The organism is Kitasatospora sp. NPDC059973, assembly GCF_042737525.1.
Taxonomy (GTDB): Bacteria; Actinomycetota; Actinomycetes; order Streptomycetales; family Streptomycetaceae; genus Kitasatospora.
Genome location: NZ_JBHWUI010000007.1, coordinates 50,036 through 66,820, shown reverse-complemented (window position 1 = coordinate 66,820; position 16,785 = coordinate 50,036). Strand labels below are relative to the sequence as shown.

The following is a 16,785-nucleotide window of genomic DNA, read 5'->3' as shown; positions in this document are numbered from 1 at the left end:
CCGGCTTCCGTGGTGGGGCGGAGGGCTACAGACCGGGCGGCTGTGACCGAGTGCATATCGACAACCCGGTGGAGCGGCGTGCCGGTGGCCGAGGTGTGCCGAGCGGGTGTGTCCGGCCTCGTCGGGGTCGGGGCGCGCGGCCGTGCCGCGCGACCCCCGGACGGTGCCCCCGGCAGCCCGCCGGACGGCCGCGACCTGCGGTGATCCGTACCGCCGCCCGGGTGGTGCGCCGGAGCGGACCGTTGACTGACGGGGTGTCCGCGATAGAGTTGCGGCGCAGTGGAGAAGCACACCCGCCGGCGCCCGTCAACCGGGCGGTTCCGGCCGGTGCGTCGGCCGACGCGGCCGGTGGCCTCCACCCGCTCCCGTGCCACCTGGCGCACCTTCCCCGGCGCCGGGCGGTCACGATCTTCCCCCTGAGCGGGCGGGGACCACGGGCCGCGTCCCGGCCGCCGGCGGCTGCCACCCGCCGCCCCACGCGGCGACTCCGGCGCACAGTGGGCCAAAATAGGTCGGAGCTCCCGGACGTCGGGCTGCTCCGCACCGAAGAAGGGCGCCACCGCGCATGAGCACCAACGATCCGGCCCCCAAGCACGTCCCCGTGATGCTGCAGCGGTGCATGGACGCGCTGGCCCCGGCGATCTCGCAGCCCGGCGCGGTGGTGGTGGACGCCACCCTCGGCCTGGGCGGGCACAGCGAGGCCCTGCTGACCCAGTTCCCGGAGGTCCGGCTGGTCGCGGTGGACCGTGACCCGGCGGCCCTGAAGCTCTCCGCGGAGCGGCTCGCCCCGTTCGGGGACCGGGCCACCCTGGTGCACGCCGTCTACGACGAGATCCCCGAGGTGCTGGAGCGCCTGGAGATCCCCCGGGTGCAGGGCGTCCTGTTCGACCTCGGGGTCTCCTCGATGCAGCTGGACGAGGCCGAGCGCGGTTTCGCCTACTCCCAGGACGCCCCGCTGGACATGCGGATGGACCAGACCCGGGGCCTCAGCGCGGCCGAGGTGCTCAACACCTACACCCACGGGCAGCTGGCCCGGATCCTCAAGGTGTACGGCGAGGAGCGGTTCGCCGGGAAGATCGCCTCGGTGATCCTGCGCGAGCGGGAGAAGGAACCGTTCACCAACAGCGCGCGTCTGGTCGATCTGGTGCGCAACGCCATTCCGGCCGCGACCCGCCGCACCGGCGGGAACCCGGCCAAGCGCACCTTCCAGGCGCTGCGGATCGAGGTCAACGGCGAGCTGGAGGTGCTGGACCGGGCGATCCCGGGCGCCCTGGACGCGCTGGCGCTGGGCGGGCGGATCGTGGTGATGTCCTACCAGTCGCTGGAGGACCGCCTGGTCAAGCAGTACCTGGCGGCGGGCGCGACCACCACCGCCCCGCCCGGGCTGCCGTTCGTCCCGGAGGAGCACCAGCCCTGGCTGAAGCTGATCACCCGCGGTGCCGAGCTGGCCACCGAGCAGGAGATCGAGGAGAACCGGCGCGCCGCGCCCGTGCGACTGCGGGTGGCGGAGAGGATCAGGGACCGAAGCACCCGGGGCTGACCAGGTTCACGGGGCGGTCCGAAGGGCGGAGGGAACAGCGTGGGGCCGGTGGCCGGAGGCGGGGCGGGGAGCGCGGTGCTCCCCGGGCAGGGCGGCAGGGCGCGGATCACGGTGCGGCCCGGGCGACGCCCGGTACGGGGGAGGACACCGTTCGCGGTCCTGGTCGTGGTGCTGCTCGCGGCCGGGCTGCTCGGCCTGCTGGCGTTGAACACCGCCCTCAACGAGGGCTCCTTCGAGCTGTCCAGACTGCAGCGGCAGACCACCGTGCTCACCGACGAGCAGCAGGGCCTGCAGCACCAGATCGACCAGAACTCCGCACCGGACGCGCTCGCCCGCCGGGCCACCGAGCTGGGCATGGTGCCCGCCGGGGGGATGGCCTTCCTGGACGTCCCGAACGGCGGCAAGGTGCTCGGCACGCCCGGACCGGCCCAGGACAGCCCCCCGGTGAAACGGTCCACCGCCGAGCCGTGGCCCGGGAAGCAGCCGTCGCCGAGTGCCCAGCCGGGTGGGCCGGCCGCGCCGGCGCCCGGCGGTGACACCACCGTCCAGATCAACCCGGCCGCTCCGGCCGCCCCCGCCCCCGCCGGTTCGCCGGCCGCGCCCCAGCCGGCGCCGACCGCGACCGGAGGTGCGGGCCGATGAGCACGCCCCGACAGCCCACCGGCGGGACCGGCGGCGCCGGTGGCCGCCGATTCGTCGCCAAGGGCGCCGCACCGCGGCAGACCCCGCGCGGCCAGGCCGGCCGGGCCGAGCCCGGCAAGGCGCAGCCCGCGAAGGCCCAGCCGGCCAAGCCGCAGCCCGCCCGGGCGAAGCAGCCCCCGAAGGCCCAGCCGCCGAAGGCGCAGTCCCCGAAGGCGGCAGGACCCCGGAAGGCCCAGTCCGTCAAGGCCCAGTCGGCCATGCCGCGGCCCCCGCGGGCGCAGTCGGCCGGGACCGGCGACCCCACGGCCGCCCGCCGACCGCTCCGCACCCCGGGCCAGCGCCGCCCGGAGGGCCGACTGCCCGGCCGCCCGCGCCCGAAGTCCCGCCCGCCGCAGCGCCCCCAGGCCAGGGCGATCCGGCTGGCCGACCCGCGCCGCCGGCTGCGGGTGGTCACCGTCGCGCTGTTCCTGGTGTTCTCGGTCTTCGCCGGCCGCCTCGTCCAGCTCCAGCTGCTGGACTCCGACGCACTGGCCGCCGACGCCAACACCAACCGCTACCTGAGCATCCCGATCACCGCCGAGCGCGGCTCGATAACGTCCGCCGACGGCGTCGCCCTCGCCACCACCGTCGACGCCTACGACATCACCGCGGACCCGGCCATGTTCACCCCGGAGGCCGCGGGCGTCCCGGACGCCCCCGAGCAGGCGGCCGCGCTGCTCGCGCCGATCCTCGGCCTGTCCAAGGAGAAGCTCGCCGCCGACCTGCACACCCCCAAGACCCGCTACAAGCGGCTCGCCGCCCAGCAGAGCCCGGACGTCAAGAACCAGATCAGCGACCTCAAGTCGGGCCTGGAGAAGCAGGCGAACTCCAAGGCCTGCCTGGCCCAGAAGCGCCTGCTGACCAAGTCGGCCGAGGAGGGCGGCCGGACCAGGGTGGACAACGAGTGCGCCAACCCGCTGGCCGGCGTCTTCAACCGGGACACCCAGAAGCGCGTCTACCCCTCGGACGGGCTGGCCTCCAACCTGGTCGGCTTCGTCAACGCCGAGGGCGAGGGCGCCGGCGGCCTGGAGCAGCAGTACCAGAAGCAGCTCGCCGGCAAGGACGGCCGCAGCAGCTACGCCCAGGCGGGCGGCCGGCTGGTGCCCACCGCCGGGGGCTCGCTGGACCAGGCCGTGCCCGGCACCGACCTGCGGCTGACCGTCAACCGGGACATCCAGTGGGCCGCCCAGCGCGCCATCACCGACCAGGTCGCCAACGCCGGGGCGGAGAAGGGCTACGTCGTCGTCCAGGACGTGAAGACCGGTCAGGTCCTGGCGATGGCCACCTCGCCCGGCTTCAACCCCAACGACCTGAGCACGGCCAAGTCCTCCCAGCTCGGCAACCCGGCCCTGCAGGACTCCTACGAGCCGGGCAGCACGGCGAAGCTGATGACGATGGCCGCGGTGCTGGACAGCGGCAAGGCCACCTGGGACACCAAGGTGACGGTGCCCGGGCGGCTCCAGCGGGCCGACGTCAACTTCCAGGACGACGTCGACCACGGCACCTGGTACCTGACCCTGGCCGGGGTGCTGGCCAAGTCCTCCAACATCGGCACCATCGAGGCCTTCGAGACGCTCGGCGCCGACCAGCCGGAGGCCAACCGGGTGCTCGACGGCTACCTGCGCAAGTTCGGGGTGGCGCAGCCCACCGGGCTGGGATTCCCGGGCGAGGCCGCCGGAAAGCTGAAGAAGCCGGAGGACCTCGTGGCCTCGGAGAAGTACAACATCACCTTCGGGCAGGGCCCGATGACCCTCAGCGCCCTCCAGGCCACCTCGGTCTACTCCACGATCGCCAACGGGGGCGTGCGCGTGGCGCCGAGCGTGGTCCAGGGCACCACCTCGCCGGACGGCAGGTACACCCCGGCCGCGCCGGGGGCCCAGACCCGGGTGGTCAGCGAGCAGACCGCGAAGACGCTCACCGAGATGCTGGAGTCGGTCGTCACCGACGAGCAGGGCACCGGCGGCAAGGCCGCCGTCCCCGGCTACCGGGTGGCCGGCAAGACCGGCACCGCCAACCGGGTGGACCCGAAGACCGGCGGATACCGCGGGTACACCGCCTCGTTCATCGGCTTCGCGCCGGCCGACGCGCCCCGGGTCACCGTCTCCTGCGTGATCCAGGACCCGGTCAACGGCCACTTCGGCGGCCAGCTCTGCGGTCCGGTGTTCAAGCAGGTGATGGAGTTCACCCTGAAGACCCTGCAGGTGCCGCCGAGCGGCAGCGAGGCACCCAACCTGCCCGTCGAGTGGAAGCCGTGATCGACCATGAGCAACGAGCGGGCCGGGCGGGACGACGGCACGGCGAGGGCCCGGTTTGGCCCTGGACGCCCTTCGGCGGATAGCCTGCCCGCCGTGCCGAAACCCGATCAAATCACCGTGAGCCCGCCCCGCCCCGCCGGGGTGAAGGCCCTGCCGCTCGCCGAGCTGGCCCGTCTGCTCGGCCTCGCGCCGGTCGAGGGGGGCCCGGTCACCGGCGTCACCCACGACTCCCGCGCGGTGCGCCCCGGCGACGTCTACGTGGCCTTCCCGGGCGCCAACCACCACGGCGCGGCCTTCGCGGCCCAGGCCGCGGCCGCCGGCGCGGTGGCCCTGCTCACCGACCCGGCCGGTGCCGAACAGGCGGCCGGCAGCGGTCTGCCCTCGCTGGTGGTCGACCGGCCGCGGGCCCGGATGGGCGAACTGGCCGCCGCGGTCTACGGCCGCCCCGCCGACCGGCTGCTGATGATCGGGCTGACCGGCACCAACGGCAAGACCACCACCTCCTACCTGGTCGAGGGCGGTCTGCGCGGCGCCGGGCACAGCCCCGGCGTGATCGGCACCGTCGAGATGCGGGTCGGCGACGAGCGGATCAAGAGCGAGCGCACCACCCCCGAGGCCACCGACCTGCACGCGATCCTCGGCGTGATGGGGGAGCGCGGCGCGGACGCGGTGACCATGGAGGTCTCCAGCCACGCGCTGGTCTTCGGCCGGACCGACGGCGTCGTCTACGACGTCGCGCTGTTCAACAACCTCACGCCGGAGCACCTCGACTTCCACCCGGACATGGAGGACTACTTCCAGGCGAAGGCCCGGCTCTTCCAGCCCGGCAAGTCCCGGCTCGGCGTGGCCAACCTGGACGACGCCTACGGGCGCCGGCTGGTCGCCGAGGCGAAGATCCCGGTCACCTCGTTCTCCGCGACCGGCGCGGCCGAGGCCGACTGGCGCGCGGTGGACGTCCAGCTCGGCCCGATCGGCTCGACCTTCCGGGTGCTCGGCCCGGACGGCGCCGAGGCCGACGCGGCCGTCCCGCTGCCGGGGCCGTTCAACGTCGCCAACGCGCTGGCCGCGATCACCGTGCTGGTGACCGCCGGGCTGCCGCTGGAGCAGGTCGTCGCCGGGATCGCCGAGGTGCCCGGCGTGCCGGGCCGGCTGGAGCGGGTGGACGCCGGGCAGCCGTTCGTCGCGGTGGTCGACTACGCCCACAAGCCGGACGCCCTGCGCGCCGTCCTCGCCTCACTGCGCGAGGTCACCAAGGGCCGGCTGCACGTCGTGGTGGGCTGCGGCGGCGACCGCGACCCGCACAAGCGCGCCCCGATGGGCGCCATCGCCGCCGAGCTCGCCGACACCGCCCTGCTGACCAGCGACAACCCGCGCAGCGAGGACCCGTTGGCGATCCTCGCCACCATGCTCACGGGCGCCGCCTCGGTGCCCGAGGCCGAGCGCGGCGCCGTCCTGGTCGTGCCCGACCGGGCCGAGGCGGTCCACCTCGCGGTGGCCCGCGCCCAGGCCGGTGACACCGTGCTGGTGGCCGGCAAGGGCCATGAGCTCGGCCAGTACGTAAGAGACGAGATCCGCCCCTTCGACGACCGGGAGGTACTGCGGGACTCGATCACGCGGACCACGGCCGCCCGGGGCACCGGAGGAGTAGAGCAGCCGTGATCGCACTGACCCTCGCCGAGGTGGCCGCAGCCGTCGGAGGCACCCTGGACGGCGCCGACCCCGACACCCCGGTCACCGGCCCGGTCGAGGTCGACTCCCGCAAGGTGCGCCCCGGCTGCCTGTTCGCGGCCTTCGCCGGCGAACACGTGGACGGCCACGACTATGCCGAGAAGGCGGTCGCCGCCGGCGCCGTCGCGGTGCTGGCCGCCCGCCCGGTCGGGGTGCCCGCCGTCCTGGTCGACAGCGTGGTGGACGCACTCGGCAAGCTGGCCCGGGCGGTGGTGGCCCGCGCCGAATCCACCACCGTGGTCGCGCTGACCGGCTCGGCCGGCAAGACCAGCACCAAGGACCTGATCGCCCAGCTGCTCCAGCGGCTCGGCGACACCGTCTACCCGCCCGGCTCGCTCAACAACGAGATCGGGCACCCGATGACGGCGCTGCGGGTCGAGGCCGGCACCCGGCACCTGGTGATGGAGATGGGCGCCCGGCACAAGGGCGACATCGAGTACCTCACCTCGATCACCCCGCCGCGGATCGGCCTGGTGCTGAACGTCGGCACCGCCCACGTCGGCGAGTTCGGCTCCCAGCAGGCGATCGCCGAGGCGAAGGGCGAGCTGGTCGAGGCGCTGCCGGCGGACGGTGCGGCGATCCTCAACGCCGACGACCCGCTGGTGCGCGCGATGGCCTCCCGCACCAGGGCCCGGGTGGTGTACTTCGGGGAGTCCCGCGAGGCGCACGTCCGGGCACAGGATGTTCGCCTGGACTCCACCGGACGGCCATCGTTCACGCTGACCACCCCGGCCGGTTCCGCACCCGTGCAGCTGCGCCTGTACGGTGAGCACCACGTCTCGAACGCCCTCGCCGCCGCAGCGGTGGCGGTGGAGCTCGGGATGTCCGTCGATGACACCGCCGAAGCGCTGAGCGAGGCGGGTGCGCTGTCCCGCTGGCGCATGGAGGTCGTCGACCGGGCCGATGGTCTCACCGTCGTGAACGACGCCTACAACGCGAACCCCGACTCGATGCGGGCCGCGCTGCGGGCGCTGGTCTCGATCGGAGGGCGCGGCCCGGAGCGCCGCCGCACCTGGGCGGTGCTCGGCGAGATGCGGGAGCTCGGCGAGGACAGCCTGGCCGAGCACGACGCCATCGGGCGGCTCGCGGTACGGCTGGACGTCACCAAGCTGGTGGCGGTCGGCGGACGCGAGGCGGCCTGCATGGAACTGGGCGCTAGGAACGAAGGTTCGTGGGGTGAGGAGTCGGTGCTGGTGTCCGACGCGGACGCGGCGGTCGAACTGCTGCGCAGTCAGCTTCGGCCGGGGGATGTGGTCCTGGTGAAGGCTTCCCGTTCGGTGGGGCTCGAGAAGGTGGCCGAGGCACTGCTCGCGGACGGTGCGGCCGAGTAATGAAGCAGATCCTCTTCTCCGGCATGATCGGCCTCGTCCTCTCGCTGCTCGGGACCCCGGCCCTGATCAAGCTGCTCGCCAAGCGCGGCTACGGCCAGTACATCCGCGACGACGGCCCCAAGGCGCACCACAGCAAGAAGGGCACGCCCACCATGGGCGGCATCGCCTTCATCCTGGCGACGCTGATCGCCTACTTCGCGACCAAGGCGATAACGGGCGACTCGCCGACCGCCTCCGGTCTGCTGGTGCTGTTCCTGACGGTCGGTCTGGGCCTGGTCGGCTTCCTGGACGACTACATCAAGGTCGTCAAGCGCCGTTCGCTCGGCCTGCGGGCGAAGGCCAAGCTCTTCGGCCAGTCGTTCGTGGGCCTCGCCTTCGCGATCCTCGCGCTGCAGTTCAGCGACGACCGCGGGCTCTCCCCGGCCTCCCAGCACCTCTCCTTCGTCCGGGACTTCGGCTGGTCGATCGGCCCGGTGCTGTTCGTCATCTTCGCGTACTTCATGATCGCCGCGATGTCGAACGGCGTGAACCTGACGGACGGCCTCGACGGCCTGGCCACCGGCGCCTCGGTGATGGTCTTCGGCGCCTACACCTTCATCGGCGTCTGGGAGTACGGCCAGAGCTGCGCCTACGCGATCTCGGCCACCTCCAGCTGCTACGACGTCCGCGACCCGCTGGACCTCGCGGTGGTCGCCGCCGCCCTGATGGGCTCCTGCTTCGGCTTCCTCTGGTGGAACACCTCGCCCGCCAAGATCTTCATGGGTGACACCGGCTCGCTCGCCCTCGGCGGCGCCCTGGCCGGTCTGGCGATCTGCTCGCGCACCGAGCTGCTGCTCGCGCTGCTCGGCGGCCTCTACGTGATCATCACCCTCTCGGTGATCATCCAGGTCGGCTCCTTCCGGATGACCGGCAAGCGGGTCTTCAAGATGGCCCCGCTGCAGCACCACTTCGAACTCAAGGGCTGGACCGAAGTCCTGATCGTGGTCCGGTTCTGGATCATCCAGGGCCTCTGCGTGGCCGTCGGTCTCGGCCTCTTCTACGCGGGATGGGTGACGGGATGACCGGACCGGTGTGGACCGGACTGCCGGTCGCCGTCGCCGGCCTGGGCGTCTCCGGCATCAGCGCCGCCCGGGTGCTGCACGGCCTCGGCGCGCTGGTCACGGTCGTGGACGGCGGCTCCGGTCCGGGCCTGGAGGCCCGCGCCGCCGAGCTGCGGGCACTGGGCGTCACCGTCCGCCTCGGCGACGGCGACAGCCTGCCCGAGGGCACCCGGCTGGTCGTCACCTCGCCGGGCTGGCCGCCCAGCAGCCCGTTGTTCGCCGCCGCCGAGGCGGCCGGCGTCGAGGTCTGGGGCGACGTCGAACTGGCCTGGCGCCTGCGCGCGCCGCTGGCTTCCACCGGCGAGCCGGCCCCCTGGCTGGCCGTCACCGGCACCAACGGCAAGACCACCACCGTCCAGATGCTCGCCTCGATCCTCACCGCCGCCGGCCGGCGCACCGCCGCCGTCGGCAACGTCGGGGTCTCGGTGCTGGACGCGGTGCTCGCCGAGGAGCCGTACGACGTGCTCGCCGTCGAGCTCTCCAGCTACCAGCTGCACTGGGCGCCCTCGCTGCGCCCGTACGCGGCGGCCGTGCTCAACCTGGCACCCGACCACCTCGACTGGCACGGCTCGATGGAGGCGTACGCCGCCGACAAGGGCCGGATCTACGAGGGCAACGTCGTCGCCTGCGTGTACAACCTGGCCGACCCGGCCACCGAGGCGCTGGTCCGCGAGGCCGACGTCGAGGAGGGCTGCCGGGCGATCGGCTTCGGCCTCGGCTCGCCCGGCCTGTCGAACCTCGGTGTCGTCGACGGCCTGCTGGTGGACCGCGCCTTCGTGCCGGACCGGGACAAGAACGCCGCCGAGCTGGGCTCGGTCGCCGACGTCCACCCGCCGGCCCCGCACAACATCGCCAACGCGCTCGCCGCCGCCGCCCTCGCCCGGGCGTACGGGGTGGACGCCGCGGCCGTCCGGGAGGGGCTGCGGGCCTTCCGCCCGGACGCCCACCGGATCGCCGAGGTCGGCGTGGTCGCCGGGGTCACGTACATCGACGACTCCAAGGCCACCAACACCCATGCCGCCGCGGCCTCGCTGGCCGCGTACCGGCCGGTGGTCTGGATCGCCGGCGGGCTGGCCAAGGGCGCCGCGTTCGACGACCTGGTCCAGGGCGCGGCCGAGCGGCTGCGCGCCGTGGTGCTGATCGGCGAGGACCGCGGGGTGATCCGGGACGCGCTGGCGCGACACGCGCCGGATGTCCCGGTGATCGAGGCGGCCGAGGGCCAGACTGGCGCGGTGGCGATGACCGAGGTGGTCCGTACGGCCGCGTCACTCGCCCGATCGGGTGACACGGTGCTGCTGGCCCCGGCCTGCGCCTCGATGGACATGTTCACCAACTACGGCGAGCGCGGCGACCTCTTCGCCGCGGCGGTCCGGGAGCTCGCGGACAGCTGACGGCCGGCCGGCCGGTTCGCCCGGACGTCCGACTCGGCTCATCCGCCCGTGCACGGCGGCCCGTCCCGTTCGCCCGGACGTCCGACTCGGCCGCCGACCGGTGCACGGGTCGCCCGGCCTGGCTCGCACAGACGTCCGGCTCGGCCCGCCGACCAGTGCACGGGCGAGCGAGCCGAAGGGGCGCGCCGGTGCCGAAAGGGAGGAGCGAGGACGCCCCGAGGAACGAGGGGCGTTGGAGCGACGAGTGTCGGCGCCGGGTCAAAGCGCCCCGGAGGCGAGCCGAGCCTCAAAAGGAATGAGGGGCAGCGTGGTGGCGGGGCAGGGCAGGGAGGGCGGTTCCGGTACGCCGGGAAAGGGCTCCGGCGATCCGTGGCGGGTGCTCTCGGCCACCACGACCGCCTACAAGTCGGCCGGCCCGTTGGCCCGTCTGCAGGCCTTCCGGGCCCGTCTGCGGTACACCCTGGACCGGCCGCTCACGCCCTATCTGCTGATCATCGGCGCGACGCTGCTGCTCGTGGTGCTCGGCCTGATGATGGTCTTCTCGGCCTCGCAGATCCTCGCGCTGGGCCAGCACCGGTCCACCCAGTTCTACTTCTTCAAGCAATTGGTCGCGGTGCTGCTCGGCTTCTCGCTGCTGGTCGGCTTCGCGCTGGTCCCGGTGGCGGTGCTCCGGGTGATCGTCTACCCCGTGATGTTCGGCGTGATCGGTGCGCTCGCGCTGGTCGCGATCCCCGGGGTCGGGGTGGAGGTCAACGGCAACCGGAACTGGCTGGATCTGGGCTTCTTCCAGTTCCAGCCGTCCGAGTTCGCCAAGCTCGCGCTGGTGCTCTGGGGGGCCGACCTGCTCGCCCGCAAGCAGCGGACCGGCACCCTCGACCAGTGGAAGCACCTGCTGGTCCCGCTGGTGCCGGGCGCGCTGCTGCTGCTCGCGATGATCATGCTCGGCGGCGACATGGGCACCTCGATGATCCTGGTCGCCATGCTGTTCGGCCTGCTCTGGATGGTCGGTGCCCCGATGCGGCTGTTCGTCGCCACCCTCGGCGTCGCCGTCGTGGTCTGCACCGCCCTGGTGGTCACCGTCCCGCACCGGGCCGAACGGCTCTCCTGCATCGGGGTGACCAAGCTCGACCCGGCCGGCGCGTGCTTCCAGGCGCTGCACGGGGTGTACTCGTTCGGACTGGGCGGTCTGTTCGGTTCCGGCCTCGGCGCCGGCGTCGAGAAATGGGGCCAGCTCCCGGAGGCGCACACCGACTTCATCTTCGCCACGACGGGCGAGGAACTGGGTCTGGTGGGGACGCTGTCGGTGATCGGTCTCTTCGCGGCACTAGGCTACGCGGGTATCCGTGTGGCCATCGGTACGAAGGACCCCTTCGTCAGGTACGCCGCGGGGGCCGCCACCACGTGGATCATGGCGCAGGCCGTGATCAACCTGGGGTCGGCACTGGGACTGCTGCCCATCGCGGGCGTCCCGCTCCCGCTGTTCTCCTACGGCGGTTCCGCCATGCTGTCGGCCATGTCCGTGATCGGTGTGCTGCTGTGCCTCGCGCGCAGCACCTCGGGCGCGAAGGCGGCCCTGGCCGCCCGGAGCAAGAACTCCCGGATCAGGAGACGACTGGCCCGGGTGCTGCCACGACGACGAACCACAGCGCGCCCGGCCCCGGTGCCGGCACGCAGGGAGCGGTGAATTTCGGTGCATGTCGTACTCGCCGGCGGGGGGACCGCCGGTCACATCGAGCCGGCCCTCGCCCTCGCGGACGCCCTCCGCAGGCACGACCCGTCCATCGGGATCACCGCCCTGGGCACCGAGCGCGGCCTGGAGACCCGGCTGGTGCCCGAGCGGGGCTACCACCTGGAGCTGATCCCGGCCGTTCCGCTGCCCCGCAAGCCCACCCCCGAGCTGATCACCGTCCCGGGCCGGCTGCGCGGCACCGTCCGGGCCGCCCAGGAGATCATCGAGCGGGTCAAGGCGGACGTCGTGGTCGGCTTCGGCGGCTACGTCGCGATGCCGGCCTACCTGGCCGCCAAGCGGGCCGGGGTGCCGATCGTGGTCCACGAGGCCAACGCCCGGCCCGGCCTGGCCAACAAGATCGGTGCCCGGTACAGCGACTTCGTCGCCGTCTCCACGCCGGACAGCAAGCTGCGCGACTCCCGGTACATCGGCATCCCGCTGCGCCGGACCATCGCCACCCTGGACCGCAACGCGGCCCGGCCGGAGGCCCGGCACTACTTCGGCCTCGACCAGCGGCTGCCCACGCTGCTGGTCTCCGGCGGCTCGCAGGGCGCCCGCCGGCTCAACGAGACCGTCACCGCCATCGCGCCCCGGCTCCAGCAGTACGGCGTGCAGATCCTGCACGCGGTCGGGCCGAAGAACGAGCTGCCGCAGGTGGACGACATCCCCGGGATGCCGCCCTACCGCGCCGTGCCGTACGTGGACCGGATGGACCTCGCGTACGCCGCCGCCGACCTGATGCTCTGCCGGGCCGGCGCCATGACGGTGGCCGAGCTGGCGGCGGTGGGCCTGCCGGCCGCCTTCGTCCCGCTGCCGATCGGCAACGGCGAGCAGCGGCTGAACGCCCAGCCGATGGTCAAGGCCGGCGGCGGGCTGCTGGTCGACGACGCGGAACTGACCCCGGAGTGGGTCCTGCAGAACGTCCTGCCGGTGCTCACCGACCCGCAGCGGCTCTGGGACATGAGCCGGGCCGCCGCCGAGTTCGGCCGCCGGGACGCCGACGACCTGCTGGTCGGCATGGTCTACGAAGCGATCGAGGCCGCCAGGGGTGGCCGCCGCCGTGGCTGACGGTCGGCCCGCCGATCAGCCCCCGGCCTCCGGCCGGGGGTACCCGCGGGAGGAGGTGGAGTTCGGGGACGAGGAGTACTCGCCCCGGCTCCGGCTCTCCCGGCGGGGCATCGCGGTGCTGGCCGCGCTCGGCGCCTCGGTGCTGGGCGGGCTGGCCTGGCTGGTCTTCCTCTCCTCGGCCCTGGACGTGCGCAGCGTCGCGGTGCAGGGGGTGCAGGACGACCGGCTGACGGTCGACCAGGTTCGCGCGGCGATCGGCACGGTCGGCGCCGGCCCGCTGGCCCGGGTCGACCTGGACGCCGCCACCCGGCGGGTGGAGGCGATCCCGCGGGTGGCCCGGGCCGAGGTCTGGCGGGGCTGGCCGCACACCCTGCGGGTGAAGATCACCCAGCGCACCGCGGTGGCCGCCGTCAAGGGGGACGACGGCAGATTCACCCAGGTGGACGCAGGTGGCGTGAGCTTCGCCACCGAGGACGCCGCCCCGGCCGGAGTGCCGGTGGTCGAACTGCGGCTCAGTCAGCAGGCGAACGACGCGGCCGGGGTGATGTCCCGTCCGCAGTTGGTCCAGGGGGCGGTGGCGGTCGCCGCCGGGCTGCCCGCCGAGGTCCGGCAGCGGGCCGGGGCGGTGCTGGTGCACTCCTACGACGACATCCAGCTGCAGCTCAGCGGGGGTGCCACGGTCCGCTGGGGGAGTCCGGACCAGATCGATCGAAAAGCCCGGGTGCTGGTGGCACTGATGAGTCAGAAGGGTACGAACTTCGACGTCAGTGCGCCGGACGCGCCGGCGGTGTCGGGATGATCCGGTAGGTTCTCTCCCTGGGGGAGGGGTTGACGCCTTTCGGTGACGGCCCGACCCTTGGTGGTCACCCCGGTTTCATAAGCTGCTTGATGATCACATAGGCTCAAAAGAAAAAGGGAAGCTCGGCGTGTTCGTTGAAACACGTGCCCGGGGCCACCTAGTGTCCTGTGTCACCAGACTGTGCTTCCTGGTGATGTGACGGAGGCACAGCACTAACCCTAAACGTCAAGTTTAGGGTTGGGGTCGGCGGTCGGCATTTCGGACATTCAGTCAGAAACCAGGCTCCCTACCCATCGACATCCGTCGGTACGGCACCCCACAGGGGGCCGGCCGACCCGGAAATTCGAGGCGAGAGGCCTTCGACGTGGCAGCACCGCAGAACTACCTCGCAGTCATCAAGGTTGTCGGCATCGGCGGCGGTGGTGTCAACGCCATCAACCGGATGATCGAGGTCGGTCTCAAGGGCGTCGAGTTCATCGCGATCAACACCGATGCGCAGGCCCTCCTGATGAGCGACGCCGACGTCAAGCTCGATGTGGGCCGTGAACTCACCCGGGGCCTCGGCGCCGGCGCCAACCCCGAGGTCGGCCGCAAGGCCGCCGAGGACCACCGCGAGGAGATCGAGGAGGTCCTCAAGGGGGCCGACATGGTCTTCGTGACCGCGGGCGAGGGCGGTGGTACCGGCACGGGCGGCGCGCCGGTCGTCGCCAACATCGCCCGCTCGCTCGGCGCGCTGACCATCGGCGTGGTCACCCGCCCCTTCACCTTCGAGGGCCGTCGCCGCGCGAACCAGGCCGAGGACGGCATCGCCGGCCTGCGCGAAGAGGTCGACACCCTCATCGTGATCCCCAACGACCGCCTGCTGTCCATCTCGGACCGCCAGGTCAGCGTGCTGGACGCGTTCCGCTCCGCCGACCAGGTGCTGCTCTCCGGCGTCCAGGGCATCACCGACCTGATCACCACCCCCGGTCTGATCAACCTCGACTTCGCGGACGTCAAGTCCGTCATGTCGGAGGCCGGTTCGGCGCTCATGGGCATCGGTTCGGCCCGGGGCGAGGACCGCGCCAAGGCGGCCGCCGTGATGGCGATCTCCTCGCCGCTGCTGGAGGCCTCGATCGACGGCGCCCGCGGCGTGCTGCTCTCCATCTCCGGCGGCTCCGACCTCGGCCTGTTCGAGATCAACGAGTCCGCCCAGCTGGTCAGCGAGGCCGCGCACCCCGAGGCCAACATCATCTTCGGTGCGGTGATCGACGACGCGCTCGGCGACGAGGTGCGGGTCACCGTGATCGCGGCCGGCTTCGACGGCGGCCAGCCCCCGGCGATCGTCCGCGACCCGGTGGTCAAGGCCACCCCGGCCACGCCGCCGCCGGCCGCCCCCGAGCGTCCGGCGACCCGGCCCTCGTACGGGAGCATCGGGTCGGTGACGGCCCGCTCCGAGGGCGACGCCCCGGCGCGTTCGACGGAGAGCCCGGCCACCACGACCGCCGCTCCGGTGCCGCCGCAGGTGCAGCCGGCCCGCCAGCCGTACGTGGAGAGCCCCGCCGAGGAGCTCGACGTGCCGGACTTCCTGAAGTAAGCAGTGGTCGATCACGCAGTACGCAACGGTGCTCACTTCGCCTTCACCGACCGGTGGGGCGGGGTGAGCACTTCGCCGTACGGGGAGCTGAACCTCGGCGGCGCGGTGGGGGACGACCCGGCCGCCGTCCGGCGCAACCGGGCGATCGCGGCCGGCGCGCTGGGCCTCGACCCGGCGGACGTGGTCTGGATGAACCAGGTCCACGGCGCGGAGGTGGCCGTGGTGACGCGGCGCCAGTCCGCGGGGGAGGCGCCGACCGTCGACGCGGTGGTCACCGACCGGCCGCTGGCGCTGGCGGTGCTGACCGCGGACTGCACGCCCGTCCTGCTGGCCGATCCGGTGGCGGGCGTGGTGGGCGCGGCCCACGCGGGCCGGCCCGGGCTCGCGGCCGGGGTGGTGCCGGCGGCGGTCCGGGCGATGGTGGAGCTGGGCGCCGAGCCGGGGCGGATCACCGCCGCGACCGGGCCCGCGGTCTGCGGCCGCTGCTACGAGGTGCCGGCGGAACTGCGTGCGGAGGTGGCCCGGCTGGTGCCGGCCGCGCACGCCGAGACCTCCTGGGGCACCCCGGCCCTGGACGTGCCGGAGGGAGTGGCGGCGCAGCTGACCGCTGCGGGCGTCACCGAGTTGGTGCGATCATCGGTCTGCACCCTCGAATCCGCCGATCACTACTCCTATCGCCGCGAGCAGCGCACGGGCCGGCTCGCGAGCTACGTCTGGTTGGGCTCTGATCACTCATGACGAACGACATCTACGGACCGTTCCCGGGCGGTGCGGATTTCCTCGCCGCCCTGACGCCGGGCCAGCGGGCCCGGTACGAGGAACTCGGGACCAACCTCGACGTGGTCGAACGCCGGATCGCCGACGCCTGCGCGGCCGCGGGGCGGGCGCGTGACGAGGTGCGGCTGATCGTCGTCACCAAGACCTACCCGGCGCAGGACAGCGCACTGCTGGCCGCACTGGGCGTCACCGACGTCGCGGAGAACCGCGACCAGGACGCGGCGCCCAAGGCGGAGCAGTGCAGAAACCTTCCGCTGGACTGGCACTTCGTCGGCCAGCTGCAGACCAACAAGGTCCGCTCGGTGGTCCGGTACGCGAACCACGTGCACTCGGTGGACCGGCCGCGGCTGGTGGAGTCGCTCTCCGCGGCGGTGCTCAAGGCCGAGCGGCCTGAGCTCGGCTGCCTGGTGCAGGTCGCGCTGGAGAAGGAGCACGGCGAGGGCGAGGGCCGGGCCGGGGCGACCCCGTCGGAGGTCGAGGCGCTGGCCGACGCGATCGCCGACGCGCCCGGGCTGCGACTGGACGGTGTGATGACCGTCGCTCCGCTCTCCGGTCCGCTCGCCGGCGATCCGGCCCGGGCCTTCGAGCGGTTGACGGAAATCGCAACCGCCGTACGGGCGGCCCATCCTGCTGCCACCATGGTTTCCGCAGGAATGAGCGGTGACCTGGAGCAGGCCGTTGCCGCCGGGGCGACACACGTGCGCGTCGGAACGGCGGTACTCGGAGTGCGGTCACCCCTCGGGTAACGTCACCGGGTAGTAGATCAGACTGCAGGACAAAATAGGACAGAAGCTAGCAGCTTTCCAGAGC

General features: G+C 73.0%; 13 protein-coding genes. All 13 read left to right on the top strand.

The window, feature by feature from the left end; all coding sequences use genetic code 11:
• The first annotated feature begins 565 nt into the window (after positions 1 to 565).
• The 13 genes from rsmH (at position 566) to ACFWA9_RS03585 (ending at position 16,721) form a co-directional block, all read left to right on the top strand.
• Positions 566 to 1,540, top strand: coding sequence for a 16S rRNA (cytosine(1402)-N(4))-methyltransferase RsmH (rsmH, locus tag ACFWA9_RS03645; protein ID WP_352287112.1), 975 nt, complete (start codon positions 566 to 568; stop codon positions 1,538 to 1,540).
• A 48-nt stretch (positions 1,541 to 1,588) separates the two neighbouring features.
• Positions 1,589 to 2,182, top strand: coding sequence for a cell division protein FtsL (locus tag ACFWA9_RS03640; protein WP_352287115.1), 594 nt, complete (start codon positions 1,589 to 1,591; stop codon positions 2,180 to 2,182).
• Positions 2,179 to 4,476 carry a penicillin-binding transpeptidase domain-containing protein gene (locus ACFWA9_RS03635; RefSeq protein ID WP_380382772.1) on the top strand — a complete coding sequence of 766 codons (2,298 nt, stop codon included), beginning with the start codon at positions 2,179 to 2,181 and terminating at the stop codon, positions 4,474 to 4,476. Before ACFWA9_RS03640 ends, ACFWA9_RS03635 begins: the two co-directional genes overlap by 4 nt.
• A 6-nt stretch (positions 4,477 to 4,482) precedes the next feature.
• Entirely contained in the window at positions 4,483 to 6,135 is a 1,653-nt protein-coding gene (locus ACFWA9_RS03630; RefSeq protein ID WP_380382770.1) for a UDP-N-acetylmuramoyl-L-alanyl-D-glutamate--2,6-diaminopimelate ligase, read from the top strand.
• A complete protein-coding gene (gene murF / locus ACFWA9_RS03625; protein ID WP_329487258.1) occupies positions 6,132 to 7,535 on the top strand; it encodes a UDP-N-acetylmuramoyl-tripeptide--D-alanyl-D-alanine ligase in 1,404 nt (467 codons plus the stop codon). Before ACFWA9_RS03630 ends, murF begins: the two co-directional genes overlap by 4 nt.
• The gene (gene mraY / locus ACFWA9_RS03620; RefSeq protein WP_329487257.1) at positions 7,535 to 8,596 is read left to right on the top strand and encodes a phospho-N-acetylmuramoyl-pentapeptide-transferase; all 1,062 of its coding nucleotides are present in this window, start codon (positions 7,535 to 7,537) and stop codon (positions 8,594 to 8,596) included. The genes murF and mraY overlap by 1 nt, the downstream gene beginning before the upstream one ends.
• Positions 8,593 to 10,026 carry a UDP-N-acetylmuramoyl-L-alanine--D-glutamate ligase gene (gene murD, locus ACFWA9_RS03615; RefSeq protein ID WP_359834332.1) on the top strand — a complete coding sequence of 478 codons (1,434 nt, stop codon included), beginning with the start codon at positions 8,593 to 8,595 and terminating at the stop codon, positions 10,024 to 10,026. Before mraY ends, murD begins: the two co-directional genes overlap by 4 nt.
• A 295-nt stretch (positions 10,027 to 10,321) precedes the next feature.
• Positions 10,322 to 11,710 carry a putative lipid II flippase FtsW gene (gene ftsW, locus ACFWA9_RS03610; RefSeq protein ID WP_352287125.1) on the top strand — a complete coding sequence of 463 codons (1,389 nt, stop codon included), beginning with the start codon at positions 10,322 to 10,324 and terminating at the stop codon, positions 11,708 to 11,710.
• Between the two features lie 6 nt (positions 11,711 to 11,716).
• Positions 11,717 to 12,823, top strand: coding sequence for an undecaprenyldiphospho-muramoylpentapeptide beta-N-acetylglucosaminyltransferase (gene murG, locus ACFWA9_RS03605; protein ID WP_329487255.1), 1,107 nt, complete (start codon positions 11,717 to 11,719; stop codon positions 12,821 to 12,823).
• Positions 12,816 to 13,622, top strand: coding sequence for a cell division protein FtsQ/DivIB (locus ACFWA9_RS03600; protein ID WP_380382767.1), 807 nt, complete (start codon positions 12,816 to 12,818; stop codon positions 13,620 to 13,622). Before murG ends, ACFWA9_RS03600 begins: the two co-directional genes overlap by 8 nt.
• Positions 13,623 to 13,986: 364 nt before the next feature.
• Complete coding sequence (gene ftsZ / locus ACFWA9_RS03595) at positions 13,987 to 15,198, top strand: cell division protein FtsZ (RefSeq protein WP_329487253.1); 1,212 nt, start codon at positions 13,987 to 13,989, stop codon at positions 15,196 to 15,198.
• A gap of 3 nt (positions 15,199 to 15,201) precedes the next feature.
• Positions 15,202 to 15,936 (top strand): peptidoglycan editing factor PgeF, encoded by a 735-nt coding sequence (pgeF, locus tag ACFWA9_RS03590; protein ID WP_380382765.1) that lies wholly within the window; start codon positions 15,202 to 15,204, stop codon positions 15,934 to 15,936.
• Positions 15,933 to 16,721, top strand: a complete 789-nt coding sequence (locus tag ACFWA9_RS03585) for a YggS family pyridoxal phosphate-dependent enzyme (RefSeq protein ID WP_329487251.1) — start codon at positions 15,933 to 15,935, stop codon at positions 16,719 to 16,721. Before pgeF ends, ACFWA9_RS03585 begins: the two co-directional genes overlap by 4 nt.
• Positions 16,722 to 16,785: the final 64 nt, after the last annotated feature.

What these genes read in the sequence shown, in the direction of transcription:
- ACFWA9_RS03585 (WP_329487251.1), top strand. Translation starts at nt 15,933, where the DNA reads ATGACGAACGACATCTACGGACCGTTCCCGGGCGGTGCGGATTTCCTC.
- ftsW (WP_352287125.1), top strand. Translation starts at nt 10,322, where the DNA reads ATGAGGGGCAGCGTGGTGGCGGGGCAGGGCAGGGAGGGCGGTTCCGGT.
- ACFWA9_RS03630 (WP_380382770.1), top strand. Translation starts at nt 4,483, where the DNA reads ATGAGCAACGAGCGGGCCGGGCGGGACGACGGCACGGCGAGGGCCCGG.
- rsmH (WP_352287112.1), top strand. Translation starts at nt 566, where the DNA reads ATGAGCACCAACGATCCGGCCCCCAAGCACGTCCCCGTGATGCTGCAG.
- mraY (WP_329487257.1), top strand. Translation starts at nt 7,535, where the DNA reads ATGAAGCAGATCCTCTTCTCCGGCATGATCGGCCTCGTCCTCTCGCTG.
- murD (WP_359834332.1), top strand. Translation starts at nt 8,593, where the DNA reads ATGACCGGACCGGTGTGGACCGGACTGCCGGTCGCCGTCGCCGGCCTG.
- ACFWA9_RS03635 (WP_380382772.1), top strand. Translation starts at nt 2,179, where the DNA reads ATGAGCACGCCCCGACAGCCCACCGGCGGGACCGGCGGCGCCGGTGGC.